The following is a 26328-nucleotide window of genomic DNA, read 5'->3' on the forward strand; positions in this document are numbered from 1 at the left end:
TCTACTTCTTCGCGTACTTGATCGACGACGCGACGAGCTCGGTGCGCGCCCCGCTGGCGGCGCGGATGGCGGCGCGGCGGGCGTTGATCGGCTCGTCCTGGATCTTGGCGTGCAGCTTGAGGATCGCGTCCAGCAGCATCTCCGGCCGCGGCGGGCAGCCGGGCAGGTACATGTCGACCGGCACGATGTGGTCGACGCCCTGGACCACGGCGTAGTTGTTGAACATGCCGCCGGAGGAGGCGCAGACGCCCATGGCGAGCACCCAGCGCGGCTCGGCCATCTGGTCGTAGATCTGGCGCAGGACCGGGGCCATCTTCTGCGTGACGCGCCCGGCGACGATCATCAGGTCGGCCTGCCGCGGCGTCGCGCTGAAGCGCTCCATGCCGAAGCGGGCGATGTCGTAGCGGGAACCGCCGACCGTCATCATCTCGATCGCGCAGCAGGCGAGGCCGAAGGTCGCGGGCCACAGCGAGTTCTTGCGCGCCCAGTTGACGAGGCCTTCGAGGCTGGCCAGCAGGATGCCGTTGGGGAGTTTCTCTTCGAGGCCCATGGGTCTAGTTCCAATCCAGGCCGCCGCGCCGCCACACGTAGGCGTACGCGAAGCCGACCGTCGCGATGAACAGCAGGATCTCCACCAGGCCGAACGTGCCCAGCGCGTCCGCCTGCACGGCGAACGGGTAGAGGAAGACCATCTCGATGTCGAACAGGATGAACAGCATCGCGGTGATGTAGTACGCGACCGGCATCCGCCCGGCGCCGACGAGCGGCTGCGGGGACGGCTCGATGCCGCACTCGTAGGCGGAGAGCTTGGCCTTGTTGTACCGGCTGGGGCCGACGAGCGGGCCCAGCAGGACCGACAGCACGGCGAAGCCGAGCGCCAGGACGAACAAGATCACGATGGGCAGGTAGGGCTTCAGGCTGGGGGCCTCTTGCGCCAGCTGCACCGTGTCGGTTCGGGTCAGCAACGTCAGCACGGGGTCTTCGCCATCCTTTCCGCGCCGATGCGGTTGTGCTTGTGGTGGGGAACCGCTTGGCCTCGTCGGCACCCTAAGGGACCTGGGTCACACCGCCGAGGGTCAGGGTCTCCTTACGGCCCGTGGCTGGACCGAGCTCTGCTTGTGAAATAGTTCACAAGCCACTCGTCGCGGATGTGAAGGGATTCACAAAGCATGGGGGGAGTCTAGGACGCGACTCACACTCTTGTCCCTAGTACCCCGTGTTATAAGGGTCGCCTAACTTCCGCCGCCAACGTTGTCACGGCTCGGCAACGGCGCGCGTGCGACCTGCGCGAAGGCTGCGCAAGATCACTTAACGGCCGGACAAACCGGACATCGGGATGTGAGCTATCCCACTGACCGCACGGCCAACTTGTTAGGCCACTCGTGTGTCCGCGCGCGTCAGCGCGGGCTGGGAGCGACCTTCGCGAGCGCGGAGATCAGGCGGTCGACGCCGTCGCCGCCCTTGGCGTCGTAGCAGCCGGACAGGCCCTTGTAGACCAGCGGCAGCAGCTTGTTGATGCGCAGCCCGTACTTGGTGCACGCGTGCATGATCTTCGGCTTGCCGATGATCCGCGCAAAGACATTGCCCAGCTGGTAGTAGCCGCCCATCAGCTCACGCACCGCACGCGGGTACGCCTCCAGCGCCCGCTCACGCGAAGGCCCTTCGCGCCGCGCAAGCGCTTGCACGACGACCTCCGCCGCGATCTGCGCGGACTCCATCGCCGCCGAGATGCCTTCGCCGTTGAACGGGCTGACCATGCCGCCGGCGTCACCGAGCAGCAGGAGGCCGTCGCGGTAGTGCGGGGTGCGGTTGAAGCCCATCGGGAGGCCGGCGCCGCCGACCTTGCCGATCGCGTTCTCCTCGCGGTAGCCCCACTCCTCGGGTGTCCCGTCGAGCCACTGGCGCAGCAGCGCGCGGTAGTCGGTGTTCCGGAACGAGGCCGACGTCGAGAGCATGCCGAGGCCGACGTTGACCGTGCCGTCGCCGAGCGGGAAGGCCCAGCCGTAGCCCGGCAGCAGCTTCGGGTCACGCGGATCCGACTTGTCCCACAGCTCGAGGTGGCCCTCGATGAACGGGTCGTCGTGGCGCGGGCTCTTGTAGTACTGGCGCACGGCCACGCCCATCGGGCGCTTCTCGTTCTTCTGGATGCCGACGCTCAGCGCGAGCCGCGCGGAGACGCCGTCGCAGGCCAGGACGAGCGGCGCGCGGTAGTGCACCGGCGTCTTCTCCGGACCGACCTTCGCCTCGACGCCGACCACACGCCCGCTCGCGTTCGTGATCGCGCTGGTGACGGTGGTGCGCTCGTACAGCCGCGCGCCGGCCTTCACCGCGAGCTTCGCGAGGAGGTCGTCGAAGTCGTGGCGGGTGCGGGAAACGCCGTACGGCGGGTAGCTCGTCAGGTCCGGCCAGTCGAGTTCGAGCGTCAGGTCGCCGGTGAGGATCCGCAGGCCGCGGCTGTGCACCCAGCCCGCGTCCTCGCTGGTGTCGATGCCCAGGTCGATCAGCTGCTTGACGCCGCGCGGGGTCAGGCCGTCGCCGCAGACCTTCTCGCGGGGGAATTCGGTCTTCTCCAGCAGCAGGACGTCGACGCCCGCGCGGGCCAGGTAGGTGGCCACCGTGGAACCGGCGGGCCCGGCGCCGACGACGATGACTTCGGCGTCTTGGTCTGCGGTGCGTCGCGTCATGAACGCGAGTTTAGGCAGGCTTGCGCGCGCGGTGGATCGCCACGACGCCGAATGTGAGGTTCAACCACTCGACGTCGGTCCAGCCCGCGCTCGCGATGATCTCGCCGAGCGTGCGCTGGTCCGGCCAGGCCAGCATGGATTCGGCCAGGTAGGAGTAGGCCTCGGGGTTCGACGACGTCCGCTTGCCGATCCAGGTGAGCAGCTTCAGCATGAACCGCCGGTGGATGAACCGGATCGGGGCGAACGGCGGGGTCGAGACCTCGCAGATCACCAGGCGACCGCCGGGCTTGACCACCCGGGCGATCTCGGTGAGCGCGGCCTTGGTGTCGACGAAGTTGCGCAGGGCGAGCGAGATCGTCACCGCGTCGAAGCTGTCGTCCGCGAACGGCAGGTTGAGCGCGTCGGCCGCAACCATCGGCACGTTCCGGTGCTTGCCGGCGCGGAGCATGCCGAACGAGAAGTCCGCGGCCAGGCACCACGCGCCGCCGCGCGCGTACTCGACGGTGGACACGCCGGTGCCGGCGGCGAGGTCCAGGACCTTCTCGCCGCGGCGGGCGTCGAGCACGCGGGCGGTGGTGGTGCGCCAGCGCCGGTCGAAGCCGAAGGTCATGAACGAGTTCGCCCGGTCGTACCCGGACGCGACGCCGTCGAACATCGCGGCGACTTCGTGCGGGTCCTTGTCCAGGCTTGCGCGTGACATGTCCTGAGGTTAGTCCGCTGCCTCAGCTGAAGGTCGCCAGCATCCCGGCCACCGCCGCGGGCCAGGTGAACTCCTCCGCCCGCGCCCTCGCTGCCGCCCGGCGCAAGTCCTCCGGGCTCTCCAGCAGGTCTGTCACCGCCGTGGCGAACGCGGGCGCGTGGTCGTCCACCGCCGCACCACACCCCGGACGCACGATCTCCCGCAGCGCCGATGACGCCGACACCACCACCGGCGTCCCGGACGCCAGGGCCTCCAGCGCGGCGAGCCCGAACGTCTCGTGCGGTCCCGGCGCCAGGGAGACGTCCGCGCTGGCCAGCAGCCGGGCGACGTCGCCGCGGCCGGACAGGAACCCCAGGAACGTCACCGGCAGCCCGCGCGCCCGGCGCTCCAAAGCCCGCCGCCGGGGCCCGTCGCCCGCCACCACCAGCCGGACCTTCACACCGGCCTCGGTCAGGGAAGCGACGGTGTCCACGCTGCGCTCCACGTGCTTCTCCGGCGACAGCCGTCCACAGTGGACGAGCAGGGCGTCCGCGCCGGAGGCCAGGCCGGCGCGCCAGCCGGCGTCGCGCATCGCGGGCCGGAACGTCGACAGGTCGACACCGAGCGGCACGCGGCGGACGTTCGGCGCGGCGATCCGGTCGAACTCCGCGCGCGCGAACGCCGTCGTGCAGACGACCGTGTCGTAGCTGGCCGCCATCCGCCGGTTGGCGACGTCGGCGACGCGGCGCGCCACCGGCTCGGGCAGCAGGAACTGCTCCAGCAGCCGGTCGAGGCGCTCGTGGGAGATGACCGTGCTCGGTACGCCGTGGCGCCGCGCCCAGCCACCCATCCCCCGCAGCGTCAGCCGGTCCGACACCTCCAGCCGGTCGGGTTCGAGTCTTCGCAGGACCGCGCGGACGCGGTGCGGGTCGACGGCCCGGTAGCCGCCGGTGCCCGGGATCTTCGGGGCCGGCAGGGAGAACCGGCGCACGCCGGTCGGCAGGACCTCGTCGGCGTAGCGGGTGCCGGGCACGACGAGCGTCACGGCGTGGCCGCTCGCGACGTAGCCGGCGCCGAGGTGGTGCAGCGCCGTGCGCAGCCCGCCCGAGCGCGGCCCGTAGAAGTTCGCGAGCTGGACGATGTGCATGTCAGGCCGCGCGGGCGGCCCGGCCGCGCACGGCTTCGTAGTGCCCGAGCAGCTCGTGGCAGACGGCGGGCCAGGTGCGGCCCAGCACGACCTTGCGCGCCTTCTCGCCGAGCCTCGCGCGCAACGCGGCGTCGCGGAGGGCGTCGACCTTCTCGACGAGCGCCGGACCGAAGCCCTCGCGGTCGGCGGGCAGCAGGTAACCGGTGCGGCCGGGCAGGACGAGGTCCTTGGGGCCGCCCGCGGCCGGCGCGAGCACCGGCAGGCCGGACGCCATCGCCTCCTGCACCGCCTGGCAGAACGTCTCGTGCGGGCCGGTGTGGACGAAGACGTCGAAGCTCGCGTAGGCCTTCGAGAGGTCGTCGCCGTACTTCGCGCCGAGGAAGGCCGCACCGGGCAGCTGCTCCCTGAGGTTTTCGAGTTCGGGCCCGTCGCCGACGACGACCACGCGGATCCCGGGCACGCCGGCGAGCGCGGCCAGCCGGTCGACCTCCTTCTCCGGCGCCAGCCGGCCGACGAACCCGACGAGCAGCTCGCCGTTCGGAGCCAGCTCGGCCCGCAGCTCGGCGTCGACGTGGTCCGGGGAGAAGCGCTCGATGTCGACGCCCCGCGCCCAGCGGTGCACGCGCGGGACGCCGTGCAGCTCGAGCTGCTCGACGGAGTCGCTGGACGGCGCGAGGGTCCGGTCGGCCCGCGAGTGCAGCCGCCGCACCCAGCGCCACGCGGCGCGCGCGGCGATGCCGAAGCCGTACGCCTGGGCGAACCCGGCGATGTCGGTCTGGTAGACGGCGATGGCCGGCACTCTCAACCGTCGCGCGGCGGCCAGCCCGCGGGCACCGACGACGAACGGCGAGGCGAGGTGCACGACGTCCGGGCCGAACGCGGCGAGCGCGTTCAGCACCGTGCGCGTGGGCAGGCCGATCGGCAGGGAGTTGACCCCGGGCACGTCGAGCGCGGGGATCCGCACCACGGGCGCGCCGCGGTAGGAGTCCGGGCCCGGGCCGGGGGCGATGATCAGCACGTCGTGAGCGCGTTCGCGCAGGTGCTCGACGACCCGCAGGACGGAGTTGGTCACGCCGTTCACCTGGGGCAGGAAACTTTCGGTGACTATGGCGACTCGCACGTCTTGGACGATCGCACCCGTTCCTGGCGCACGTGTGACACGGCGGCCAACGCTGCCGGAACAGATCGGCTACGACATGTCATCTCAAGGTCGTGTCCCGGAAACCAGCGGGGCCCAGACTAAGCAGGCATGACCCTCTTGTCCTCCCGGCCGCCGCGGCCCGTCGAGCCCGGCTTGCTGTCGAGGGCGCTCGAAGTGGCCGGACGGCTGGCCAACGACGCCACCGACGTGATCACCGCGACCGCCGGCCGCGGCGCCCACCCGTCCACGCTGGATTCGCCGTTCGACTGGGTCACCGACACCGACCGCATCCTGGAGCGCCACACCAGGCGCGTGCTGACGGCGGAGTTCCCGGGCATCCCGGTGGTCGGCCACGAGTTCGGCGCGGACCACGGAGCGGACGTGGCGGAGTACCGCTGGGTGGTCGACTCGGTCGACGGCACGGCGAACTACGTGGCGGGCGTCCCGTGGTGCGCGTACAGCCTGGCGCTGGTGGACGCGGCGGGCCCGGTGGTGGGGGTGGTGGCGGACCCGTACCGAGCCCAGATCTACGCGGCCGCGCGCGGACGAGGGGCCCGCGCGAACGGCAAGCCGGTCCAGCTGGTCGACCGCTGCGTGACGGCGGGAGCGCTGGTCTGCACGGAGTTCGCCCGGCGCGGCCCGTGGCCGGGGATGGGCGGCTTCATCGAGCGAGCGGCGGCGGCGCACGCGGGGGTCCGGGTCCTGGGATCGGCGGCGTTGTCGATCGCCCAGGTGGCATTGGGCCACGCGGCGGCGGCGGTGCTGCACAGCTACCACGAGTGGGACGTGGCCGGCTCGGTGGCAATGGCGATCGAGGCGGGAGCGGTGGTCCTGGACAAGCACGGCGAGGACGCGGCGCTGCCAACGGACGGCCTGCTGGTGGCAGCCCCAGGGGTGGCGGACGAGGTACTGGGCTGGTGGCAGGAGACGGCCCACGCGGGCTAATCCGGTTGCACGCCCGGCGACGATCAAGGCATGCCCACCCTCCACACGGCACGGCTCACCCTGGTCCCCCTCACCGACGAGCACATCGAGCTGGAGTACGAGCTGGACTCAGACCCCGAGGTCATGCGCTACCTGACCGGCCGAGCCTCGACCCGCACCGAGGTCGAGCGGGCCCACAAACGCCGGACGGACGTAGCGCCCGGCTTCGGGTTCTGGATGGGTTTCGCCGAAGAGGACTTCATCGGCTGGTGGATCCTCCGCCCGCCCCACGGCCCCGACCAGCCGGACATCGAAGGCGAAGCCGAGCTGGGCTACCGCCTGCTGCGCAGCCAGTGGCGGCGCGGATACGCCCGCGAGGGCTCGCTCGAGCTGCTTCGCTACGGGTTCAAGGAGCTGGGGTTGAACCGCATCTTCGCCCAGACAATGGCGGTCAACACCCCATCCCGGGCAACGATGGCCTCGATAGGCATGACGTTCGCAAGGGCATTCACCTCAGCCGCGGAGTACGAAGACCCGATCAAGGGCGCTGAGCAGGGCGAAGTCGAATACGAGATCACCCGAAGCGACTGGCTGAAGACAACGGACTGAGCACGACACGAGCCCCGAAGGGGCCGCGCCTAGACCTCCCCCGCCCCTCGTCCCAGCCGCAGTCAGCACCGGAGACCCGGGGTCAAGGGTGAGCGAAGCGAATCGCGAAGCGACGCCGAAGGCGCCCTTGAGGCCGGGTCTCCGGTGTTGAACAATCGAGGGATGAGGAGCGGGGGAAACCCCAAGGTCAAACGGAAACCCGCTTGTCAACCCGCCGAATCCACCAGAGCAACGGCCCAGCCACCAGCCAAGTGAAGAACACAAAACTCCCCAGCGGCAGCAAGGTCAAAGCCGCCGACCGCCCAGCCACCCGAGCCAACTCCGGATCAGAAGCGTCGTACTCGATCCGAACAAGCTGCCCAGCAGCCAACCCATCCGGGTAAAGCACCCCGTTGGCCGGACTGTGCACAATGCCATCAGGCGTCTCGAAGTGGATGATCGTCCGATCGAACGCCACCGAATCGACGGTCGCGTTAGCGGTACCCAGCTGCGCGGAGATAGCGCCGTCGTTGCGGATCGCGGCGAACAGCAAGCAAACACACATGACGGTGAGGAGCGAGGCAACGCCGAGGGCAGCCCACCACCCGACGCGCCTCACCCGCTCACCTCTCGTGCTCACGCCGCGAGCGTAGCGGTCCCGCTCAGCCCGCGTGTTCGGCGGCGAGATTCCGGTGGTTCTCCTGGATCTGGTCGAACGACTTCGGCTTCACGGACGCCGAACGAGCCGTGAAAGCGGCCGGCGAAGCCCCGTTCGGGCCCACGGACGGCTTGCCCGCCGTGTACAGCCACGTCTGGAACAGGTCGTGCAGCGGCTTGCCGGAGATCTTCTCCGCCAACGCGATGAACTCCAGGATCCGGCCGGACGAGCCTGCCTTCTGCACCTGCCACGCCTTCAAAATGGCAAAGAACGCCTGGTCGCCCACAGCCGTCCGCAGCGCCTGCAGGGCCAGCGCGCCCCGGTCGTACACGGCGTTGTCGAACTGGTTGTCCGCGCCCGGGTCGGCCGGGACGAGCTTCCACAGGTCGCCGTCGGCCGGGTTCGAGTCGTACGTGTACTGCGCCAGCTCGGCGACCGTGCCCTCGCCCTCGTGCTCCGACCACAGCCACTCGGCGTAGGACGCGAAGCCCTCGTTCAGCCAGATGTCGCTCCAGCGGCCGAGGGAGACGTTGTCGCCGAACCACTGGTGGGCGTTCTCGTGCGCGATCAGCGTCGTGTTGGAGCCCGCGCGGAAGTTGCGGGCGCCGTACGTCGGCCGGGTCTGGTTCTCCAGGGAGAAGCCGATGCCGCTTGTCACGACCCCACCCTCGGCCTCGAACGGGTACGGCCCGAACTGGGTACCGAGGAACTCGTTGATCTCCGGCGTGCGCTCGACGCTGGCCTTCGCCGCGTACAGCGAGTCACCGAGGTCGGCGCCGTACCCCGTGATGAACGGCTTGCCGTCCGGCGTCGTCGACTGGTTCAGCTCGTACGGGCCGACGATGAACGACGTCAGGTACGTGGCCTGCGGCTTCGTGCTGCGCCACTGCCAGCGGGTCCACCCCGCCCGGCTCTTCGTCGTGCGAACGAGCGAGCCGTTGGAGATGACGGTGTTGCCGTCCGGGGCCTCGACCGTGACGTCGTAGGTCGCCCGGTCGGTCGGGTGGTCGTTGGCCGGGAACCACCACGCCGAGCTCTGCGGCTCGTCGATGCCGAGCGCACCGAACGCGCCCTTCTTCCAGGCGTTGATGCCGTCCACCGTCTCGGTCGACGGCGTGTCCGAGTACGCCACGACGACGGTCGCGGTCTGGCCCTTGAGCAGCGGCTGCGCCGGGGTGATGACGAGCTCGCCGTTGCCGGTCTGGTTCGCGAACTGCGCGGGCCGGTTGTTCACGCGGACGCTCGACGCCTTCAGCGCGAAGTCGAGGTCGAACCGCGAGAGGTCCTGCGTGGCGGTGAGCAGCAGCGTCGTCGTGCCCGCGAGGACGTCGGTCGCCGGCTGGTAGGTCAGGCGGATGTCGTAGTGGAGCACGTCCGTGCCGCCGTTGCCGGCGTTCGGGTAGTACGGGTCGCCGACACCGGGGGCGCCGGGCGCGGGGGCCGCGGCGGCGGTACCGGCGAGCAGCACCGAGACGACGCCGGCCGCGAGCGCACCGAAGCCGGTGCGCGTTCTTGCACGCATTCGAATCCCTCCAACGGGTGAGGTTCAGCGCGCTCGAACGTAGCCAGCCAGGAAGCACCCAGGAACAGCCGAAGGGAGGATCTTGCCTGCTGGGATCACACCCGGAAAGCGGTTGACCGAGGCCGTCAGACCGCCGAGACGGCCGCGCTGACCGCGGAGCGCAACCGGCCGTGCAGGTGGCGGTGCCGGGCCCGGTCCACCCGCACCTCCACGACCCGCAGCCCCGGCGCCGGCCGCAGGGCCGCGCGGAACTCCGTCAGCGTCTCCGCGACGACGTGCGGGACGCGGTAGCCGGCGCACAACGCGCCCAGGTCGGCGCCGTGCGGCGTGCCGAAGACGCGCTCGAAGCTCGCCGCGTGCTCCGGCGCGCCCTGCTCCAGCAGCGAGAAGATGCCGCCGCCGTCGTCGTTGCACACCACGATCGTCAGGTCGGGGCGCTGCTCGGCCGGCCCGGTCAGCAGGCCCGACGCGTCGTGCAGGAACGTCAGGTCGCCCAGCAGCGCGTACGACGGCCCGCGGTGGACGTGCGCCGCGCCGATCGCCGTCGACACCGTCCCGTCGATGCCCGCGACCCCGCGGTTGCGGTGCACCAGCACGTCCGGGCGCAGCCGGCCCGCCAGCGCGACGTCGCGCGTCGGGTTGGACGAGCCCACCACCAGCAGCGAGTCCGCCGGCAGCGCGTCCACCAGCTCGGACGCGAGCCGCAGCCCGGACGGCCACGGCTCCGAGTCCAGCACCGAAGCGACCGCCGCGGACGCCGCCGCGTCGGCCCGGCGCCAGCTCGCCAGCCACTCCGGGTCGGCCGGCTTGGTCGGCTCGTCGAACCACTGCCCGACCTGGCGGACGTTGTGCGCGGGCGCCGGCCAGTCCGAGTCCGGGCGGACCAGCAGGACCTCGACCGACGGGTCCGAGATCACCTTCTGGATCTGCCGGAACACCGTCGGCCGGCCGAGGCAGAGCACCTGCTCCGGCTTGTGCTTCGCGATGAACTCCTCGACGCCCAGCAGCCACGCGCCGGACGAGATCGCCGTGCCGCCGGACAGGCCCAGCCCGCCGGTCTCCGACACCACCGGCCAGCCGTGCTGCTCGGCCCACTCGCTGGCCGCCTGGACGCCGGTGTCGCACGCGATGACCAGGCCGTGGCGCGCCGAGGGCACCACGAACGACGGCAGCGCGCCGAAGTCGGGCAGCTCGGTCCAGCGGGAGCCGTCGGGCCGGCCGTCGAGGGACTCGTACCACTCGCCGTCATCGTCCAGGTCCGGGACGAGCGGCTCGCGGAACGGGATGTTCAGGTGCACCGGGCCGCAGCGCCACTCGCCGTAGGCGGCGTTCCACGCGCGGCAGATCTGGCTGCGCCAGTAGGAGTTCTGGCCGGCCCGCCGTTCGGCGACGGCCAGCTCGTCGAAGTAGCGGATCGCGTTGCCGTAGAGCTGGTGCTGGTCGATGACCTGCGACGCCCCGGCCGCGCGAAGCTCGGGCGGCCGGTCGGCGGTCAGCACGATCAGCGGGACGCCGGCGCGGTCGGCCTCGAGGACGGCGGGGTGGAAGTTCGCGGCCGCGGTGCCGGACGTGCAGAGCACGGCCACCGGGCGGCCGGTGCGCGCGGCGATGCCGAGGGCGAGGAACGCGGCCCCGCGCTCGTCGATGCGGACGTGGAGCTGGAGCTTCCCGGCCGCCGCCGCGTCATAGAGCGCGATCGACAGCGGCGCGTTGCGGGAGCCCGGGCAGAGGACGACGTGCGAAACGGTGTTGCGGACGAGTTCGTCGACGATGACCCTGGCCTGCGCGGTGGAAGGGTTCACCGGCAGGCCTCGCATCCATCGAGATCAGTTGAGTCCACAGGTCCTATTCTCCCAAACGTGGATGACGCCCGAGTTTCCGAGCTGTTCGACCCCGCCGCGTGGACCGAGGTCGAAGGTTTCGCCTTCACCGACATCACCTACCACCGCTCCGCTGAGAGCCGCGGCGGCAAACGCGTGGTGCGCATCGCGTTCGACCGCCCGGAGGTCCGCAACGCCTTCCGGCCGCACACCGTCGACGAGCTCTACCGGGCCCTGGACCACGCCCGGATGAGCGCCGACGTCGGCTGTGTCCTGCTCACCGGGAACGGCCCCTCGCCCAAGGACGGCGGGTGGGCGTTCTGCTCCGGTGGTGACCAGCGTATTCGCGGACGCTCCGGCTATCAGTACGCGAGCGGCGAGACCTCCGACACGGTGGACCCCGCGCGGGCCGGCCGGCTGCACATCCTCGAGGTCCAGCGGCTGATCCGGTTCCTGCCGAAACCGGTGATCGCGGTCGTGCCGGGCTGGGCCGCGGGCGGCGGGCACTCCCTGCACGTCGTGTGCGATCTCACGCTCGCTTCGGCCGAGCACGCGAAGTTCAAGCAGACCGACGCCGACGTCGGCTCGTTCGACGGCGGCTACGGCTCGGCGTACCTGGCGAAGATGGCCGGGCAGAAGTTCGCCCGTGAGATCTTTTTTCTCGGCCGCGAGTACTCGGCCGAGCAGATGCACCACATGGGCGCGGTGAACGCGGTCGTCCCGCACGCCGACTTGGAAAAAGAGGCGCTGACCTGGGCGTGGGAGATCACCCGCAAGTCGCCGACGGCCCAGCGGATGCTGAAGTACGCGTTCAACCTCACCGACGACGGCCTCGTCGGCCAGCAGCTGTTCGCCGGCGAGACCACCCGCCTGGCGTACATGCAGGACGAAGCCGTCGAAGGCCGCGACGCGTTCCTGCAGAAGCGCGACCCCGACTTCAAGGACGTCCCCTATTACTACTGAGCTGCTCCCGGTCCACCTCGACGGCTCGCCGTCGGCGCTGGTCACGCTGAAGAACGCCATCGCGGACGCGCTGGGCGGCGGCCGGGCCGTGCTGCCGTTCACCGACCCCGCGCTGCGGGACGCGATGGCCCCGGCCGAGCCCGCCGAGCCGGACACCGCCGTGGTCATCGCCACGTCGGGCTCGACCGGCGCGCCCAAGGGCGTGCTGCTGTCGGCCCGCGCGCTGACCGCGTCGGCCGAGGCCACGCACACGCGCCTCGGCGGCCCCGGCCACTGGCTCCTGGCGACGCCGGCGCACTACATCGGCGGCCTGCAGGTGCTGGTCCGGTCGCTGCTGGCCGGGACGTCCCCGGTGTTCCTGACCGGCACCGGCTTCCGGCCGGACGACTTCGCGGCCGCGGCGGCCAAGCTCACCGGCGGCCCGCGGTACACGGCGCTGGTGCCGACCCAGCTGGTCCGGCTGCTCGACGACGGCGGCGCCGGGCTGGCCGCGGCGAAGACGTTCGACGCGATCGTGGTCGGCGCGGCGGCGACGTCGGCGGCCTTGCGCGAGCGCGCGGCCGACGCGGGCGTGGCGATCGTGCCCGCGTACGGCATGAGCGAGACGGCGAGCGGCTGCGTCTACGACGGCTTCCCCCTCGACGGCGTCCGCGTCGACGTCTCCGGGGAGCGCATCCGCATCGCCGGGGAGGTCCTCGCGCACGGCTACCGGCTCCAGCCGTCGCTGAGCGCGGAGTCGTTTTCGGACGGCTGGTTCACGACGTCCGACCGTGGGGTTCGTCACGACGACGGCCGGATCGAGGTCCTCGGCCGGGCCGACGACATGATCAACACCGGCGGTGTGAAGGTCTCGGCGAACGCGATCGAGCGCTTGCTGACCGCCCAGCCGGGCGTGCGCGACGCGTGCGTGGTCGGCCTGCCGGACCCCGAGTGGGGCGAGGCCGTCGTGGCGCTGGTGGTCCCGGACGGTGAACCGCGCGAAGCGGACGAACTGCGCGCCGCAGTCCGGGCCGAACTCGGTGCGGCAGCGACGCCGAAACGCGTCGAATACGCCTCCGACCTGCCACTACGCGGTCCGGGCAAGATCGACCGCGCGGCCGTGAAACAGCGACTTGAGTCGGGTTTGCGCGGCTGAATGGCGGCACTTCGTTGACATGTACGCCGTGCACCCGCTTGGCTACGGACCATGACGCGCTGGATTCGCACTGCTCTGATCGGTTCCGCCGTCGCCTTGGGGGTCCTCCTTCCCGCGGGCGCGGCCTTGGCGGACGGCCCCGGAGCCGACCCCAACAGCGGCCAGCTCACCTGGCAGCTGCCGACCACCGACTGACTGCCGCTCACTGATCGACATGGCGTTGAATGGCGCCATGGCGACAGTGAACGAGTGGATCGAGGGGGCGCGGCCCCGGACGCTGCCGAACGCGGTGGCCCCGGTGGTGGCGGGTGTCGGCGCGGCGATCGCGCTGGACGCGTTCTCGTGGTGGCGCTCGGCGCTGGCGCTGCTCGTCTCCCTCTCGCTGATCGTCGGCGTCAACTACGCCAACGACTACTCCGACGGCATCCGCGGCACGGACGAAAACCGCGTCGGCCCGCTGCGGCTGGTCGGTTCGGGCGTCGCCGCGCCGAAGGCGGTGCTGACCGCCGCGCTGGTCGCACTGGGCCTGGCCGGGGTGCTGGGGCTCGTGCTCGTCGTCAGCAGCGGGCACTGGTGGCTGCTGGCGATGGGCGCGCTGTGCATCCTCGGCGCGTGGTTCTACACCGGCGGCAAGAAGCCTTACGGCTACTACGGTTTCGGCGAGATCGCGGTGTTCGTGTTCTTCGGGCTGGCCGGCGTGCTGGGCACGGTGTACGTCCAGGCCGGGCGGGTCAGCTGGGCCGGGCTGGCGTGCGCGGTCGCCGTCGGCAGCTTCTCGACGGCGGTCCTGACGGCCAACAACCTTCGCGACATCCCGACGGACATCGAGTCCGGCAAGCGCACCCTGGCGACCCGCCTGGGCGACGGCGGGACGCGGCGGCTGTACCTGGTCCTGCTCGCGGTGCCGTACGCGCTGAGCATCGTGCTCGGGATCTTCCACCCGCTGCTGCTGATCACGCTGGTGACGGCGCCGTTGCTGCTGAAGTCGGTCCGCGCGGTCGGCGGCGGCGCGCACGGCCGTGAGCTGATCCCGGCGCTGCGGGACACCGGCCTGGCGATGCTCGCCTGGGCCGTGCTCGCCGCCGTCGCGCTGAGCTTCTAGTCCTCCGGGACGAAGAACTTCCCGGTCGTCAGGAACTCCTCGAACAACGCCGTGTGCGGAGCCAGGTCCAGGCCCTGGGCCTCGATCCACTCGTCGTTGTAGTACGTGTGCGCGTACCGCTCGCCGCCGTCGCACAGGAGCGTCACGACGCTGCCCGCCTGGCCGTCCTCGACCATCCGCGAGATGAGCCGGAACGCGCCGTAGAGGTTCGTGCCGGTCGAGCCGCCCGCCCAGTGCCCGGTGCGCTCGCGCAGCAGCCTGATCGCCGCCAGGGAGCCGGCGTCGGGGATCCGGAACATCTCGTCGATGACGCCGGGCACGAACGACGGTTCGCAGCGCGGGCGCCCGATCCCCTCGATCCGCGACGGCATGCCCGTCGCGTAGTCGAGCGCGCCCGTCTCCCAGGCTCCGTAGAACGACGAGTTCTCCGGGTCGGCCACGCAGATCTTCGTCGTGTGGCGCTTGTAGCGGACGTACCGGCCGAACGTCGCGCTCGTGCCGCCCGTGCCCGCGCCGACTACGATCCACGTCGGGATCGGGTGGCGTTCCGAGCGCATCTGTGCGAAGACCGATTCGGCGATGTTGTTGTTGCCGCGCCAGTCCGTCGCGCGCTCGGCGTAGGTGAACTGGTCGAGGTAGTGCCCGCCGCTCTCGGCCGCGAGCCGCTCCGCCTCGGGGTACATCGCCGGGGCTTCGTCGACGTAGTGGCACTCACCGCCGTAGAACTCGATGAGCGCGATCTTCTCCTTCGACGTCTTCCGCGGCACGACCGTGATGAAGCGCAGGCCGAGCATGCGCGCGAAGTACGCCTCGGACACCGCCGTCGACCCGCTGGACGCCTCGACGAGGACCGTGTCCGGGCCGATCTGGCCGTTTACGAGCCCGTAGAGGAACAGCGAGCGGGCCAGCCGGTGCTTGAGCGAGCCGGTCGGGTGGACGGACTCGTCCTTGAGGTACAGGTCGATGCCCCACTCCGGGGGCAACGGGAAGACGTGCAGGTGGGTGTCGGCGCTGCGGTTCGCGTCGGCCTCGATGATCCGGACGGCCTCGCGGACCCAGCTGCGGGCGTGCGGGCGGCTCATTCGGCTTGCCCGGGAGCGTCCCCGCGCAGCTGGGCGCGCAGCTCCGCACGAGCCCGGGCGCGCTTCTCGTTGCGCTTCGCCAGGCCGGCCGTGACGCGGGCGTTGAGCGAGCGGAACAGCAGGAGGCCCAGCGGCAGGCCGACGACCAGGCCGATGAGCAGGGCGACCAGCAGCGGCACGCCCACCAGGCTCAGCACCCACGCGATCACCGCGACCAGCAGGAACCGTGCCAGCAGGTACAGCGTCAGGTCACGGGCCAGCTGCGGGGGCTTCTCGTCGCTCACACCAACGCAGGCTACGCCCCGCCCGCCCGGTCCTTCTGCAGGCCCGCGTTGTTCGGGCGGCCCTCGAAGCGCGTCGAGAGCACGACGGTCGTGTTCGTCCGCCCGACGCCGGGGATGCGCCGGAGCCGGCCGAGCGTCCGCTCCAGCTCGTCGACGGTCGACACGCGCACCTTGACGACGAAGGCCTCGTCGCCCGCCACGGCGTAGCAGCTCTCGACCTCGTCGAGCTCGGCGAGCGCGTCGGCGACGTCGTCCTCCGTCGCGGTGTCGGTCGGGTGGATGCTGACGAGGGCGGTGACGCCGAGGCCGACCGAGCTCGGGTCGACGACCGCGTGGTAGCCGGTGATCACGCCGGCGGCTTCCAGCTTGCCCACCCGCTCGTGCACCGATGACGCCGAGAGCCCGACCGCTCGCCCGAGGTCGGCGTAAGTGGCCCGTCCGTTGATGCGCAACGCCGCGATGATCTTCCGGTCCAACTGATCCACGGGATCACTCTATGCGGTTGGACAATCCCCCATTGAGACCACGCCTCGCGGCCGATGACCCCGGCGAACGGCATCTCCGCACGTCATGTCACCACGACAATAGTTGCAGAACGTAAGCAAGCTGTCCGTTTTGACCTTTAAGGGCTCTTTACTCTTGGACAACCGTTCGAGTACCCGACGGGTGAAGTGCAACGATTGCCGTGTTGGCTACCCCGGCGCGACGGGCCAGAAGGGCCCGGATTGCCTCCGGTATAGCAGTGAGGTCGTTAAGGAGGCGGAAAATGACCGCGACGATGGGCGGACGCCTGCTCACCCCTGGCGAGGTGGCAGCACTGTTCCGGGTGGACCCCAAGACGGTCACCCGATGGGCGACGGCGGGCCGGATCGGCTCGATCCGGACCCCGGGCGGGCACCGGCGGTTCCGGGAGTCCGAGGTGAACGAGCTCCTCGCGGAGCTGACCACGGACGCCAGCGAACCGGCCCGCAAGGTCTGAAGGAGTTCCGGCGGAGGGCCGCGCCGGGCACGGGGACTCCCCCGGCCCGCGCGGCCCTTCGTCGTTCCCGCGACCGCACCCAGCGGCAACGCGGCGGCGCCCCACCGCCCCGCGGCCACGCCCACCGGCGGCGCAGCAAGACCCCGCCGACAACGCAGCCACACCCAGCCCCAAAGCGGCCACACCCACCGCCCCGCGGCCGCGTTCGCCGGCTCCGCCACCGGGCCGACCACCTCGGCCCACTGTCTTGAATGACTCATTCAGGTCTTCGGAGGTCTCGAATGACTCATTCAAGACCTCCGGGCCGCGAACCATCCGCACCCCGGAGCCGTATCCAGGTAATGGGGAACCAATCCCCGCCCGGCGCGGCCGTTCGTGTTCCGGTCGTCACCCCGCTCGCCGGGGTTCGGGCCGAAACCCGGTCCGACGGGTTAACCTCGGGGGACCCACACGGAAGGATCCGGCATGCTCGCTCTGCTCGCGGCGGTCGGCGCGCTGGTCGTCGCCCTGCTCCTGTGGCGGTCGTTCGCCGGTCAGCGGATGGTCACTTCGCCGCCGCGCCGCGCCCCGATCGCCCCGGACGACGATCCCGACTTCCTGCGCCAGCTGGCCGAACAGCAGCGCAAACGCCGGGACGAAGAGAGCTAGCCCGTCAGCGGTAGCCCTGCGAGAGCGGGGTAGCGAACCCGTCGGCCACCGTGGCCGCCAGGTCCAGCAGCGCCAGGCGCGTGTCCCCGGACAGCCGGTCCAGCTCGATCTCCGCGCCTTCTTCCAGGTGCGGGTCGAACGGGATCTTGCAGACCGCGCGGACCTTCGCCCCGAAGTGGGCCGACAGCTTGTCCAGGTCGACCGAGCCACCCTTCGGGCGGACCGAGTTGATCACCGCCACCGAGCGCTTGACCAGCTCGCCGTAGCCGTGGGCCTCGAGCCAGTCGAGCGTCGCCGAGGCGCTGCGGGCGCCGTCGACCGAGCCCGACGACACGACCACCAGCGCGTCCGCGACGTCCAGGACGCCCTTCATCGCCGAGTGCATCAGGCCGGTGCCGCAGTCGGTGAGCACGATGTTGTAGAAGTGCTCGAGCAGGTTGACCGTGCGCCGGTAGTCCTCCTCGGAGAAGGCCTCGGAAACGGCCGGGTCCTGCTCGCTCGCGAGGATTTCCAGCCGGCTGGCGCCCTGGGACGTGTAGGACCGGACGTCGCTGTAGCGCGTGATGCGGGCCGCGTCGCGCAGGAGGTGGCGGACCGTCGCCGTCGTCTCCAGCGGGAGCTTCTGCGACAGCGTGCCGCGGTCCGGGTTCGCGTCCACGGCCACCACGCGGTCGCCGCGCAGGGAGGCGAACGTCGCCCCGAGCGTCGTCGTCACCGTCGTCTTGCCGACGCCGCCCTTGAGGGACAGCATCGCGATCTTGTAGCAGCCACGCAGGGGCTGGTTGACGCGCGCGATGAGGTCGCGGCGCTGGGTGTCCGCCGGGCTCTCGCCGGGGTTGATCAGCTTGCCGGAGCCGACGTAGACGGCCTTGCGCCAGCCGGACTGCGGCGGCCGCTTGACCTGCTTGACCAGGTGCGCGGTCGAGAGGTCGTGCCCGTGGCCCGGCTGCTGCGGCGCCGCGTGCCGGCCACCCTGAGGCTGCGGCAGGCCGGACGCCTGCTGCTGCTGGTACTGGGCCTGGGTGTACTGCGGCTGCAGCGGCGGCAGGTTCTGGTCGTAGCCGTAGCCCGGCGGCACCTGGTGCGGGCCCGACACGGCCGGGTTGGGCACCTGGTGCGGCCCGGACACCGCCGGGTTCACCTGATGAGGCCCGGACACCGCCGGGTTCGGCGGCGGCGCGACCGCCTGGGTCGGCTGCACGTCGAACGCCCCCGACGTCTCCGGGTGCGGGTGCGAGTCCGTCCGGTCTTCGGCGAACAGGCTCACCTCAGGCTGCTTCTCGGCCTCTTCGGGGTGGCCAGGAGCCGATTCTTCACTGGGTCCGGTCACCGGTGTAAACCTCCGCGCACTCCGCCCGACATCACGCCCCCTGGTGACGACGGTAGTCGGCGGACCCGCGGCCTGCTCAGCCCACCCCGGCGTACGAGTGCAAGCCCGCGGTGACGAGGTTCACGAAGAACAGGTTGAAGATCATCGCGGCGAACCCGACGATGTTGATCGCCGCGGCGCGCGCCCCGCGCCAGCCCGCGGTCGCCCGCGAGTGCAGGTAGGCCGCGTAGATGACCCAGGCGATGAACGCGACGGTCTCCTTGGGGTCCCAGCCCCAGAACCGGCCCCACGCCGACTCGGCCCAGACCGCGCCGCAGAGCACGCCGAAGGTGAAGACCGGGAAGGCGAAGATCGTCGTCCGGTAGGCGATCCGGTCGAGGACGTCGGCCGCGGGCAGCTTCGAGGCGAACCGGGCGAACTTGGTCTCGTCCTTCTCGTAGGCCGCGCGGAACAGGTAAAGGACGCTCGCGACCCCGGGGACCAGGAAGACGCCGGAGCCGATGATGGCCGCCGAGACGTGGATGACCAGCCAGTACGACTGCAGCGCGGGCTGCACCGGTGCCGCGGTCGTGTACAGCAGCGTCCCGTTGATGAACATCAGGATCACGACGGGCAGCAGCAGGAAGCCGGTGAGGTGGCGGACCGGGAACTTCCACATCACGACGATCCAGGTGACCACCGTGATGAAGGTGACCGCCATGCCGTACTCGTACATGTTGCCCCACGGCGCGCGGTGCACGGCGAGCCCGCGCAGCACGATCGCCGACAGCTGCAGCAGCGCGCCGAGCACGAGCAGCGACGCGCCCATCTTGCCGATCCGCTCGGGGCGGCCGGACGTGCGCTGCGTGGCCTGGACCTCCTCGATCGGCGGCCCGCCGGCGCCGACGAGCTCGCGCGCCCGGAGCTTCGCCCGCTCGGTGGCGAGCCGGCCCTTGGCGCCGAAGCCCTGTTCGACCAGCGTCATCATCAGCGCGACGACGTAGATCGCCGCGGCGGTGGTGTACAGCCAGTCGCTGTACTGCGACAGCGTCTCGTTGATCGGCATGCCTCAGCCCTTCTGACCACTGATCAGGCGTTCACTGATCCGGTGGAACTCTTCGCCGTACCCCGCCTGGTCGGTGCGGGCGAGTCCGGCGACCTCGATCACGGTACCCGGGTCGTCCTCGGTCCCCGGCTTCACCCGCACCCACAGCCGGCGGCGCTTGACCAGCAGGGACGCGCCGAGGCCGAGGAACATCGAGATCGCGAAGCCGAGCACGAACCCCTGCGTCGGGTCGTGGGAGACCTGCAGGGAAACCCAGTGGTTGACGCCGTCGAAGCGGATCTTCGTGCCGTCGTCGAGCTTGATCTCCTGGCCGACCTTCAGGTTCTCGCGGGCGATCTTCTTCAGCCGGCCGTCGTCCACCAGGGACTGGTCGATCTCGAACACCGACTGGCCGCGCCCGGCGTCCAGGCCGAGGTCGCCGCGCATGATGTCGACGGCGACGGCGGGGTCCTTCAGCTCCGGCGCGGCCGACGTCAGGACGTTGCCATGCAGGAACGACGTCGGCGCGAACAGGCCGGTGATGGCCAGCTGACGGGTGCGCCGCTGGACCTCGTCGGTGACGCCGGGCTGGTCGAACTTCGTCGCGCCCTCGGCGAGCATCGTGGTCGGGTCGACCGTGCGCCACTGGGTGTTCTGGGTGCGCTTGTCGCCGTTGGGGAAGGTCACCGTGAACTGCGGCGAGTAGCCCTGGCCGAGCAGGTAGACGCGGTCGCCGGCGGTCCGCAGCGGCGAGTTGACCTCGAGGCCGTACGGGCGCCAGGTGCCGGTGTCGAGGTCGCCGCCGGACTGGTACTGGATGTTCGCGTGGTAGTACTCCGGCTCGCCGGCCGGGGTGTACCGCACGGTGAAGTCGTTCACCTTCACGCAGAACGGGTCGAGGTCGGTGCCGTCGACGCGCAGGCCCGCGTTGAAGGAGTCGTAGTTGTAGATGCCGGAGTTGCAGAACGAGCTGCCGTCGGCCTGGACGATGACCTGGCCCTCGTAGCCGTAGAGCTTGCCGAGCGCGAAGAACACGATCAGGCCCAGCATGCTGAAGTGGAAGAGCAGGTTGCCGGTCTCGCGCAGGAACCCGCGTTCGGCGGAGATCGTGCGGACGCCGTCGGCCTCTTCGCGCTCGACGCGGCGCCAGCCCGACAGTTGCTTGTGGACGGCCGCGATCTCGGCTCCGACGTCGGACTTGCCGCGGCCGAGCCGGTAGTGCGGCATCCGAGCGAGGTTGCGCGGGGTCAGCACGGGCTTCGCGCGCATCGCCTTGACGTAGTCGAAGCTGCGCGGTGTCAGGCAGCCGACCAGCGAGATCATCAGCAGCAGGTAGATGGCCGAGAACCAGATGCTGGAGTAGACGTCGTAGAACTCGAGCTTGTCGAGCAGGGTGCCCCACCAGCCGTGGGCGGCGATGTACTCGTCGACCTTGGGGGCGTTGAGCTTCCGCTGCGGCAGGAGCGCACCGGGCAGGGCGGCCAGGGCGAGCAGGAACAGCAGGACGAGCGCGGTGCGCATCGACGTCAGGCCGCGCCAGGTGTTGCGGATGAAGGCGAAGGTGCGCTTGGCGGGCGTGGGACCTTGCGGGGTCTTGGGCGGCGCTTCGGTTGTCGTCACAGCGGCAGCTCCAGGTTGCCCGCAAGTTCGTTGCGGAGCCAGCCCATCAGATCTCCCCAGACGCCGGTGACCAGCAGGATGCCGACGATCATCAGCAGCACGCCGCCGAAGATCTGCACCTGCCGGCCGTGCCGGCGCACCCAGTCGGTGGCGCGCACGGCCCAGCGGGCGCCGAGCGCGATGAGCAGGAACGGCAGCCCGAGGCCGAGGCAGTAGACGGCGATCAGCAGGTACCCGCGCGCCTCGGCACCGCCCGTGGCGCTGGCCAGCGTGGTGACGGCGGAGAGCGTCGGGCCGATGCAGGGCGTCCAGCCGAGGCCGAAGATGGCGCCGAGCACCGGGGCGCCCCAGATGCCGCCACCCGGCACGCGGTGCGAGCGGACCTCGCGCTGCAGGCCGGGGATCCAGCCGAGGAAGACCAGCGCCATGGCGATGGTCAGGACGCCACCGATGCGCTGGAGCAGGTCCTGGTTGAGCACGAGCGTGTCGGCCAGCCAGACGAGGGTGCCGAGGGTGGCGACGAAGACGACGGTGAACCCGAGCACGAAGAGCAGGGCGGCGCCGAGAACGGCCCAGCGACCTTTTTTGCGTTCTTCGTCGGCGCTGACGGCGGGAGCATCGGCCCCGACGAGCGCGGCGAGGTACGCGAGGTACCCCGGCACGAGCGGCACGACACAGGGCGAGGCGAAGGAGATGGTCCCGGCCAGCAGCGCGACGCCCGCGGCGAGCAGCAGCGGTCCGGAGATCGCCAGCTCGGTCACGGAGTTCACCCCGTTGAGGGTAGGCAGTGAGGTCCTGGTGAGAACTCCGGGGCCGGTTCACAGGACCTCGGTCACAGCAGTTCAGGACCTTGGTCCCGCCCGGCGCCCGGGCCCGGATGACGTGAATGACTCATTCATGTCGTGTGGCGACATGAATGAGTCATTCATTGCACCCGGCGCGGCGGGCCGACCGACCGTTCGGCTGCCCGGGGCGACCGGGCGGTGGCTCCCTTGGCGCAGTCTGGCTTCCCGTCAGAAGTGGAGTTCGCCGCCGCCGGTGAAGACGCCGTTCACGCTCGGGCCGTAGTTGCCGTACTCGCCCGTGTTGAGCTCCGACTGGCCGTTGCTCGTCACCGTCTCGTACGTCGTGTACGGGTAGCAGCAGCTGCCGATCGACAGCTTGTCTCCGTAGCGGGCGCCCGACAGGTTCGCGTGCACCTGGTTGTTGCTCGTGTTCAGCCACAGGCGCAGCGTGCGGCCGTAGCCGTTCGCCTCCTTGAGCACCGTGAACCCCTGGACCGATGCCGAGGCGGGCACCGACACCGTCGTCACCGCCGCCGCGGCGATCAGCGTGGCGGCCGCGAACTTCTTGAACAAGAGAATCTCCCCCTGGTCAGGTCGAAATGATCATGGGGGAATCTAGCCGAACAACCACGCGAGCCGGTAAAAATCCGGCAAAAGCCCCTCGATCAGGCTTCGGCCGCCAGGCGCTGGGTCACCGGGAGGAGGTCCTGGGCCAGCACCGGACGCAGGAACACCGCCGCCACGCGGTGCTGCTTGTCCAGCACGATCGTCGACGGGATGATGTTGCGCGGGTAGCCGCTCAGCTTGAGCAGCACCCGGCCGTCCGGGTCGTAGATCGACGGGTACGTCAGCTTCCGGTCCCGGACGAAGTCCTGCGCCACCTCGCGCGCCGGGTCGCGGACGTCGATGCCGACCACCTGGACGCCCTGCTTGGCCACCGCCTCCATCTCCGGCACCTCCGTGCGGCACGGCCCGCACCACTGGCCCCACAGGTTGAGCACGACGACCTTGCCCGGGAAGTCCGCGAGCGAAAGCTGCTTGCCCTCGTTCATCAGGTCTTCGCCGGCCAGCACCGGCGCGGTCTGGCGCTGGGCGAGGTCGTAGGTGATGTCGACCTTGCCGCCCGGGGAGACGAAGCTGAAGCTGCTCCCCTGCACCACCGCGTCCTTGCCGCTGCTGCACCCGGCCAGCGCCAGCAGCGCGACGGCGGCCAAGAAGACCCTTTTCATGCCCCGGTCACCTTCGGGTCGGTCGTCCCCGCCGGCTCGCTGTAGACGATCTCCCGCAGCTCGTCGCCGTCGAACACCAGCGAAGTCAGCGACGCCAGCGAGCACTGGCGGCGCCGCGGGTCGTGCCACAGGCGCTTGCCCTCGAGGAACCGGCGCAGCGTCCAGATCGGCAGCTGGTGGGACACGCAGAGCGCCTCGTGCCCCTCCGCGGCGGCGCGGGCCCGGTGGACCGCGCCGAGCATCCGGTGCGCGATCTCGACGTACGGCTCGCCCCACGACGGCTTGAACGGGTTCACCAGCTTCGGCCAGTGCTTGGGCTCCCGCAGCGCGCCGTCGCCGACCGCCACGTGCAGGCCCTCGAACTGGTTGCCCGCCTCGATCAGGCCTTCGTCGGTCGCGATGTCGAGGCGGTGCGCCGCGGCGATCGGCCGGGCCGTCTCCTGGGCGCGCTGCAGCGGCGACGCGACGACGTGCACCAGGTCGTGGCCGGCGACGGCCTCGGCGACCGTCAGCGCCTGCCGCTGCCCGCGCTCGGACAGCCGGTAGCCCTCGAGACGGCCGTAGAGGATCTTCTCGGGGTTGTGCACTTCGCCGTGCCGGAGCATGTGGACGACGGTGGTCACTTGACCGCCTCCGCCGCCGCGCGCGCCGCCGCGGGCAGGGCCGCTTCGATCACCGAGAACGCTTCGTCGTCCATGGCCGCGTTGACGAACCAGGCCTCGTACGCGCTGGGCGGTCCGTACACGCCCGCGTCGAGCAGCGCGTGGAAGAACGCCGGGTACCGCCACGTCTCGGACGCCTGCGCGCCCGCGTAGTCGCGTACGGGCGCTTCGCCGAAGAACACGCTTACCAAGTTGCCCGCGTACTGGACGTTGTTGGCGACGCCCGCGTTGCTGAGCTCGCGGCGGAAGAGGTCGCCGAGCCGCTTCGAGTTGGCGTCCAGTGCCGCGTACACGGCGTGGTCGGCCGCGCGCAGCGTCGCGAGGCCCGTGGCCACCGCGACGGGGTTCCCGGACAGCGTCCCGGCCTGGTAGACCGGCCCGCCCGGGGCGAGCTTCGCCATCACGTCGGCGCGGCCGCCGAAGGCCGCCGCCGGCAGCCCGCCGGACATCACCTTGCCGAACGTGTAAAGGTCGCCGGCCACGCCTTCGAGGCCGAACCAGCCCGCGCTCGAGACGCGGAACCCGGTCATCACCTCGTCCATGATGAGCAGCGCGCCGTGCTCGTGGGCCAGGTCGCGCAGGCCCGCGTTGAAGCCCTCGTCCGGCGCGATCGCGCCCATGTTGCCCGCCGCGGCCTCGGTGATCACCGCGGCGATCTCCCCCGGGTTGTCCGCAAAGGACTGCCGGACGGCGTCGAGGTCGTTGTAGGGCAGCACGATCGTGTCCGCGGCCTGGGCGCCGGTGACGCCCGGCGACGTCGGCAGCCCGAGCGTCGCGACGCCGGAGCCGGCCTGGGCGAGCAGCGCGTCGACGTGACCGTGGTAACACCCGGCGAACTTCACGATCTTCGACCGGCCGGTGAAGCCCCGGGCCAGCCGGATCGCGCTCATCGTCGCCTCGGTGCCCGAGTTGACCAGGCGGACCCGCTCGACCGGCTCGACGCGGTTGATGATCTCCTCGGCCAGCTCGACCTCGCCGATGGTCGGCGTGCCGAACGACAGCCCGGACGTCGCCGCCTCGCGCGCCGCTTCGACGACGTGCGGGTGCGCGTGGCCCAGGATCATCGGGCCCCAGGACGACACCAGGTCGACGTAGCGGTTGCCGTCGGCGTCCCACAGGTGCGGGCCCTCGCCGCGGACCATGAACCGCGGGGTGCCGCCGACCGAGTTGAACGCCCGGACCGGCGAGTTCACCCCGCCCGGGATGGCCGTCTTCGCGCGGTCGAACCATGCCTTGGACTGCTCGGTTCCAGTGCTCACCTCTCCATACTCCCAAACGCGCCTAAGATGGCCGGACGCCGCCCGGGAGGGGAACAGCCGGTGACCGAACGCGCCCCGCAGCGCAACCCGTGGGTCATGCTGGGCGGCTTCCTGGGCGTCGTCGCCGTCGTGGCCGTGGTCGCCGCACTGGCCGCGACCTCGGCGAAGGACGTCTACGCGCGGCTCGAGCAGCCGTCGTGGGCGGCGCCCGCGTCCTGGTTCGGTCCGGTGTGGACGGTGCTGTACGTCACCATCGCGGTCTCCGGCTGGCTGTACTGGCGCACCGACGGCGAGAACCGCGGGTTCGCCGCCTACGGCATCGGCCTGCTGGCCAACCTCCTGTGGACGCCGTTGTTCTTCGAGGGCGGCGCGGCGAAGGCGGCGCTCGTCGACATCGTCGTGCTGGACGTCGTCGTGGCCGTCACGATCATCCTGTTCGCCCGCCGGTCGAAGGCCGCCGCCGCGCTGCTGGTGCCCTACCTCGCCTGGATCCTCTACGCGACGGCGCTCAACACCGCGATCGTCGCGCTCAACTAGCGCGCTGCCTGCTGGGTGATGGCCTGTGCGGTCACCGTGCCGTCCTCGCCCGCCTGGCCCTGGACGGTGACCGTCGCGCCCGGCTTGAGGTCGGACAGCTTGCCCTGCTGGGTGACGCCGACCGTGGTCGAGTCCGATGTGGACACCTTGACGTCGTCGCCCTGCGCGGTTTTCACGTAGACCGTGGTGCCGTCGACGCGGTCGACGGTCCCGGTGGTGCCGCGGCCGCCACCCGCGCCGCGGAAGCCGCCTTGGCCGGTGCCACCGGTCTGGCCGGTCCCGCCCTGGGCACCGCTCGGCCGGGTCGGTGCCGAAGAAGAGGTCGACGAGGAGCCGAACGCGGCGTGCGTCCAGGCGCCGCCGCCGAACGCGACCGCGAGGACGAAGAGCCCGGCCAGCACCAGCGTCGTGCGCGAGAACGGCTTCGCGGCCCGCCGCATTTCGGCGTTGAGATCCCCTTCGACCGCCGGGCTGGCGACGATCTCCTCCGCGCTCGGCGGCGGGGTCGTGGTGGAAGACATGCGGA

30 protein-coding genes are annotated in these 26328 nt (G+C 71.0%); 9 read left to right on the forward strand and 21 right to left on the reverse strand.

Going from position 1 to position 26328, the window contains the following annotated elements; translation table 11 throughout:
- Position 1: 1 nt before the first annotated feature.
- From ACERZO_RS40915 to ACERZO_RS40940, 6 genes are all read right to left on the reverse strand, one after another.
- Positions 2 to 550 (reverse strand): NuoB/complex I 20 kDa subunit family protein, encoded by a 549-nt coding sequence (locus tag ACERZO_RS40915; protein ID WP_086678877.1) that lies wholly within the window; start codon positions 548 to 550, stop codon positions 2 to 4.
- 4 nt (positions 551 to 554) lie between these two features.
- Positions 555 to 974: an NADH-quinone oxidoreductase subunit A gene (locus ACERZO_RS40920; protein ID WP_086838657.1), complete on the reverse strand. Its 420-nt coding sequence runs from the start codon at positions 972 to 974 to the stop codon at positions 555 to 557.
- Between the two features lie 423 nt (positions 975 to 1397).
- The gene (locus tag ACERZO_RS40925) at positions 1398 to 2684 is read right to left on the reverse strand and encodes a geranylgeranyl reductase family protein (RefSeq protein WP_372671365.1); all 1287 of its coding nucleotides are present in this window, start codon (positions 2682 to 2684) and stop codon (positions 1398 to 1400) included.
- Positions 2685 to 2694: 10 nt separating this feature from the next.
- Positions 2695 to 3384: a demethylmenaquinone methyltransferase gene (locus ACERZO_RS40930; protein WP_372671366.1), complete on the reverse strand. Its 690-nt coding sequence runs from the start codon at positions 3382 to 3384 to the stop codon at positions 2695 to 2697.
- 22 nt (positions 3385 to 3406) lie between these two features.
- On the reverse strand, positions 3407 to 4510 hold the full coding sequence (locus tag ACERZO_RS40935; RefSeq protein WP_372671367.1) for a glycosyltransferase family 4 protein: 1104 nt from the start codon (positions 4508 to 4510) through the stop codon (positions 3407 to 3409).
- A gap of 1 nt (position 4511) precedes the next feature.
- Positions 4512 to 5582, reverse strand: a complete 1071-nt coding sequence (locus tag ACERZO_RS40940; RefSeq protein WP_372671368.1) for a glycosyltransferase family 4 protein — start codon at positions 5580 to 5582, stop codon at positions 4512 to 4514.
- Positions 5583 to 5759: 177 nt separating this feature from the next.
- On the opposite strand from ACERZO_RS40940, the gene ACERZO_RS40945 reads away from it, so the two are divergent.
- Positions 5760 to 6596: an inositol monophosphatase family protein gene (locus ACERZO_RS40945; protein WP_372671369.1), complete on the forward strand. Its 837-nt coding sequence runs from the start codon at positions 5760 to 5762 to the stop codon at positions 6594 to 6596.
- Positions 6597 to 6626: 30 nt separating this feature from the next.
- Positions 6627 to 7184 (forward strand): GNAT family N-acetyltransferase, encoded by a 558-nt coding sequence (locus ACERZO_RS40950; protein ID WP_372671370.1) that lies wholly within the window; start codon positions 6627 to 6629, stop codon positions 7182 to 7184.
- 187 nt (positions 7185 to 7371) lie between these two features.
- Here the strand turns inward: ACERZO_RS40950 and ACERZO_RS40955 are convergent, their stop codons facing one another.
- The 3 genes from ACERZO_RS40955 to menD form a co-directional block, all read right to left on the reverse strand.
- The gene (locus tag ACERZO_RS40955; RefSeq protein WP_372671371.1) at positions 7372 to 7803 is read right to left on the reverse strand and encodes a DUF3592 domain-containing protein; all 432 of its coding nucleotides are present in this window, start codon (positions 7801 to 7803) and stop codon (positions 7372 to 7374) included.
- Between the two features lie 22 nt (positions 7804 to 7825).
- The gene (locus ACERZO_RS40960; protein ID WP_372671372.1) at positions 7826 to 9343 is read right to left on the reverse strand and encodes a M1 family metallopeptidase; all 1518 of its coding nucleotides are present in this window, start codon (positions 9341 to 9343) and stop codon (positions 7826 to 7828) included.
- Positions 9344 to 9468: 125 nt separating this feature from the next.
- Positions 9469 to 11145, reverse strand: coding sequence for a 2-succinyl-5-enolpyruvyl-6-hydroxy-3-cyclohexene-1-carboxylic-acid synthase (menD, locus tag ACERZO_RS40965; RefSeq protein WP_372671373.1), 1677 nt, complete (start codon positions 11143 to 11145; stop codon positions 9469 to 9471).
- A 57-nt stretch (positions 11146 to 11202) separates the two neighbouring features.
- Between menD and ACERZO_RS40970 the strand changes: the two genes are divergently transcribed.
- From ACERZO_RS40970 to ACERZO_RS40985, 4 genes are read left to right on the forward strand one after another with little or no spacing between them, the layout of a single operon-like run.
- Entirely contained in the window at positions 11203 to 12126 is a 924-nt protein-coding gene (locus ACERZO_RS40970; RefSeq protein ID WP_372671374.1) for a 1,4-dihydroxy-2-naphthoyl-CoA synthase, read from the forward strand.
- Between the two features lies 1 nt (position 12127).
- The gene (gene menE / locus ACERZO_RS40975; protein ID WP_372671535.1) at positions 12128 to 13261 is read left to right on the forward strand and encodes an o-succinylbenzoate--CoA ligase; all 1134 of its coding nucleotides are present in this window, start codon (positions 12128 to 12130) and stop codon (positions 13259 to 13261) included.
- 51 nt (positions 13262 to 13312) lie between these two features.
- On the forward strand, positions 13313 to 13456 hold the full coding sequence (locus tag ACERZO_RS40980) for a hypothetical protein (protein WP_372671375.1): 144 nt from the start codon (positions 13313 to 13315) through the stop codon (positions 13454 to 13456).
- Between the two features lie 37 nt (positions 13457 to 13493).
- Positions 13494 to 14363: a 1,4-dihydroxy-2-naphthoate polyprenyltransferase gene (locus ACERZO_RS40985; protein WP_372671376.1), complete on the forward strand. Its 870-nt coding sequence runs from the start codon at positions 13494 to 13496 to the stop codon at positions 14361 to 14363.
- On the opposite strand, the gene ACERZO_RS40990 is transcribed toward ACERZO_RS40985, so the two are convergent.
- Genes ACERZO_RS40990 through ACERZO_RS41000 form a run of 3 tightly spaced genes read right to left on the reverse strand, consistent with a single transcriptional unit; the run spans position 14360 to position 16214 of the window.
- Positions 14360 to 15445 (reverse strand): PLP-dependent cysteine synthase family protein, encoded by a 1086-nt coding sequence (locus ACERZO_RS40990; RefSeq protein WP_372671377.1) that lies wholly within the window; start codon positions 15443 to 15445, stop codon positions 14360 to 14362. The two genes, ACERZO_RS40985 and ACERZO_RS40990, sit on opposite strands and share 4 nt — an antisense overlap.
- The gene (locus ACERZO_RS40995) at positions 15442 to 15729 is read right to left on the reverse strand and encodes a DUF4229 domain-containing protein (protein ID WP_372671378.1); all 288 of its coding nucleotides are present in this window, start codon (positions 15727 to 15729) and stop codon (positions 15442 to 15444) included. The genes ACERZO_RS40990 and ACERZO_RS40995 overlap by 4 nt, the downstream gene beginning before the upstream one ends.
- Before the next feature lie 11 nt (positions 15730 to 15740).
- Positions 15741 to 16214 (reverse strand): Lrp/AsnC family transcriptional regulator, encoded by a 474-nt coding sequence (locus ACERZO_RS41000; RefSeq protein ID WP_199191200.1) that lies wholly within the window; start codon positions 16212 to 16214, stop codon positions 15741 to 15743.
- A 281-nt stretch (positions 16215 to 16495) separates the two neighbouring features.
- On the opposite strand from ACERZO_RS41000, the gene ACERZO_RS41005 reads away from it, so the two are divergent.
- A complete protein-coding gene (locus ACERZO_RS41005; RefSeq protein ID WP_033291096.1) occupies positions 16496 to 16708 on the forward strand; it encodes a BldC family transcriptional regulator in 213 nt (70 codons plus the stop codon).
- 465 nt (positions 16709 to 17173) lie between these two features.
- A complete protein-coding gene (locus ACERZO_RS41010) occupies positions 17174 to 17356 on the forward strand; it encodes a hypothetical protein (RefSeq protein WP_372671379.1) in 183 nt (60 codons plus the stop codon).
- 4 nt (positions 17357 to 17360) lie between these two features.
- Here ACERZO_RS41010 and ACERZO_RS41015 read toward each other — a convergent pair whose 3' ends face one another.
- From ACERZO_RS41015 to hemL, 8 genes are all read right to left on the reverse strand, one after another.
- Complete coding sequence (locus ACERZO_RS41015) at positions 17361 to 18686, reverse strand: MinD/ParA family ATP-binding protein (RefSeq protein ID WP_372671380.1); 1326 nt, start codon at positions 18684 to 18686, stop codon at positions 17361 to 17363.
- A gap of 76 nt (positions 18687 to 18762) precedes the next feature.
- Entirely contained in the window at positions 18763 to 19731 is a 969-nt protein-coding gene (ccsB, locus tag ACERZO_RS41020) for a c-type cytochrome biogenesis protein CcsB (RefSeq protein WP_372671381.1), read from the reverse strand.
- Positions 19732 to 19734: 3 nt separating this feature from the next.
- Positions 19735 to 21330, reverse strand: a complete 1596-nt coding sequence (gene resB, locus ACERZO_RS41025) for a cytochrome c biogenesis protein ResB (RefSeq protein WP_372671382.1) — start codon at positions 21328 to 21330, stop codon at positions 19735 to 19737.
- Positions 21327 to 22100, reverse strand: coding sequence for a cytochrome c biogenesis CcdA family protein (locus ACERZO_RS41030; RefSeq protein WP_372671383.1), 774 nt, complete (start codon positions 22098 to 22100; stop codon positions 21327 to 21329). The genes resB and ACERZO_RS41030 overlap by 4 nt, the downstream gene beginning before the upstream one ends.
- A 243-nt stretch (positions 22101 to 22343) precedes the next feature.
- On the reverse strand, positions 22344 to 22688 hold the full coding sequence (locus tag ACERZO_RS41035; RefSeq protein WP_372671384.1) for a hypothetical protein: 345 nt from the start codon (positions 22686 to 22688) through the stop codon (positions 22344 to 22346).
- A 92-nt stretch (positions 22689 to 22780) separates the two neighbouring features.
- Positions 22781 to 23344, reverse strand: coding sequence for a TlpA family protein disulfide reductase (locus tag ACERZO_RS41040; protein WP_372671385.1), 564 nt, complete (start codon positions 23342 to 23344; stop codon positions 22781 to 22783).
- Positions 23341 to 23967: a histidine phosphatase family protein gene (locus ACERZO_RS41045; protein WP_372671386.1), complete on the reverse strand. Its 627-nt coding sequence runs from the start codon at positions 23965 to 23967 to the stop codon at positions 23341 to 23343. The genes ACERZO_RS41040 and ACERZO_RS41045 overlap by 4 nt, the downstream gene beginning before the upstream one ends.
- On the reverse strand, positions 23964 to 25265 hold the full coding sequence (gene hemL, locus ACERZO_RS41050; RefSeq protein ID WP_372671387.1) for a glutamate-1-semialdehyde 2,1-aminomutase: 1302 nt from the start codon (positions 25263 to 25265) through the stop codon (positions 23964 to 23966). Before hemL ends, ACERZO_RS41045 begins: the two co-directional genes overlap by 4 nt.
- 60 nt (positions 25266 to 25325) lie before the next feature.
- On the opposite strand from hemL, the gene ACERZO_RS41055 reads away from it, so the two are divergent.
- On the forward strand, positions 25326 to 25802 hold the full coding sequence (locus tag ACERZO_RS41055) for a TspO/MBR family protein (protein ID WP_372671388.1): 477 nt from the start codon (positions 25326 to 25328) through the stop codon (positions 25800 to 25802).
- Here ACERZO_RS41055 and ACERZO_RS41060 read toward each other — a convergent pair.
- Positions 25799 to 26323, reverse strand: a complete 525-nt coding sequence (locus tag ACERZO_RS41060; protein ID WP_372671389.1) for a hypothetical protein — start codon at positions 26321 to 26323, stop codon at positions 25799 to 25801. The two genes, ACERZO_RS41055 and ACERZO_RS41060, sit on opposite strands and share 4 nt — an antisense overlap.
- Positions 26324 to 26328: the final 5 nt, after the last annotated feature.

Origin of the sequence: Amycolatopsis kentuckyensis (assembly GCF_041679295.1) — a bacterium.
Lineage (GTDB): Bacteria > Actinomycetota > Actinomycetes > Mycobacteriales > Pseudonocardiaceae > Amycolatopsis > Amycolatopsis kentuckyensis_A.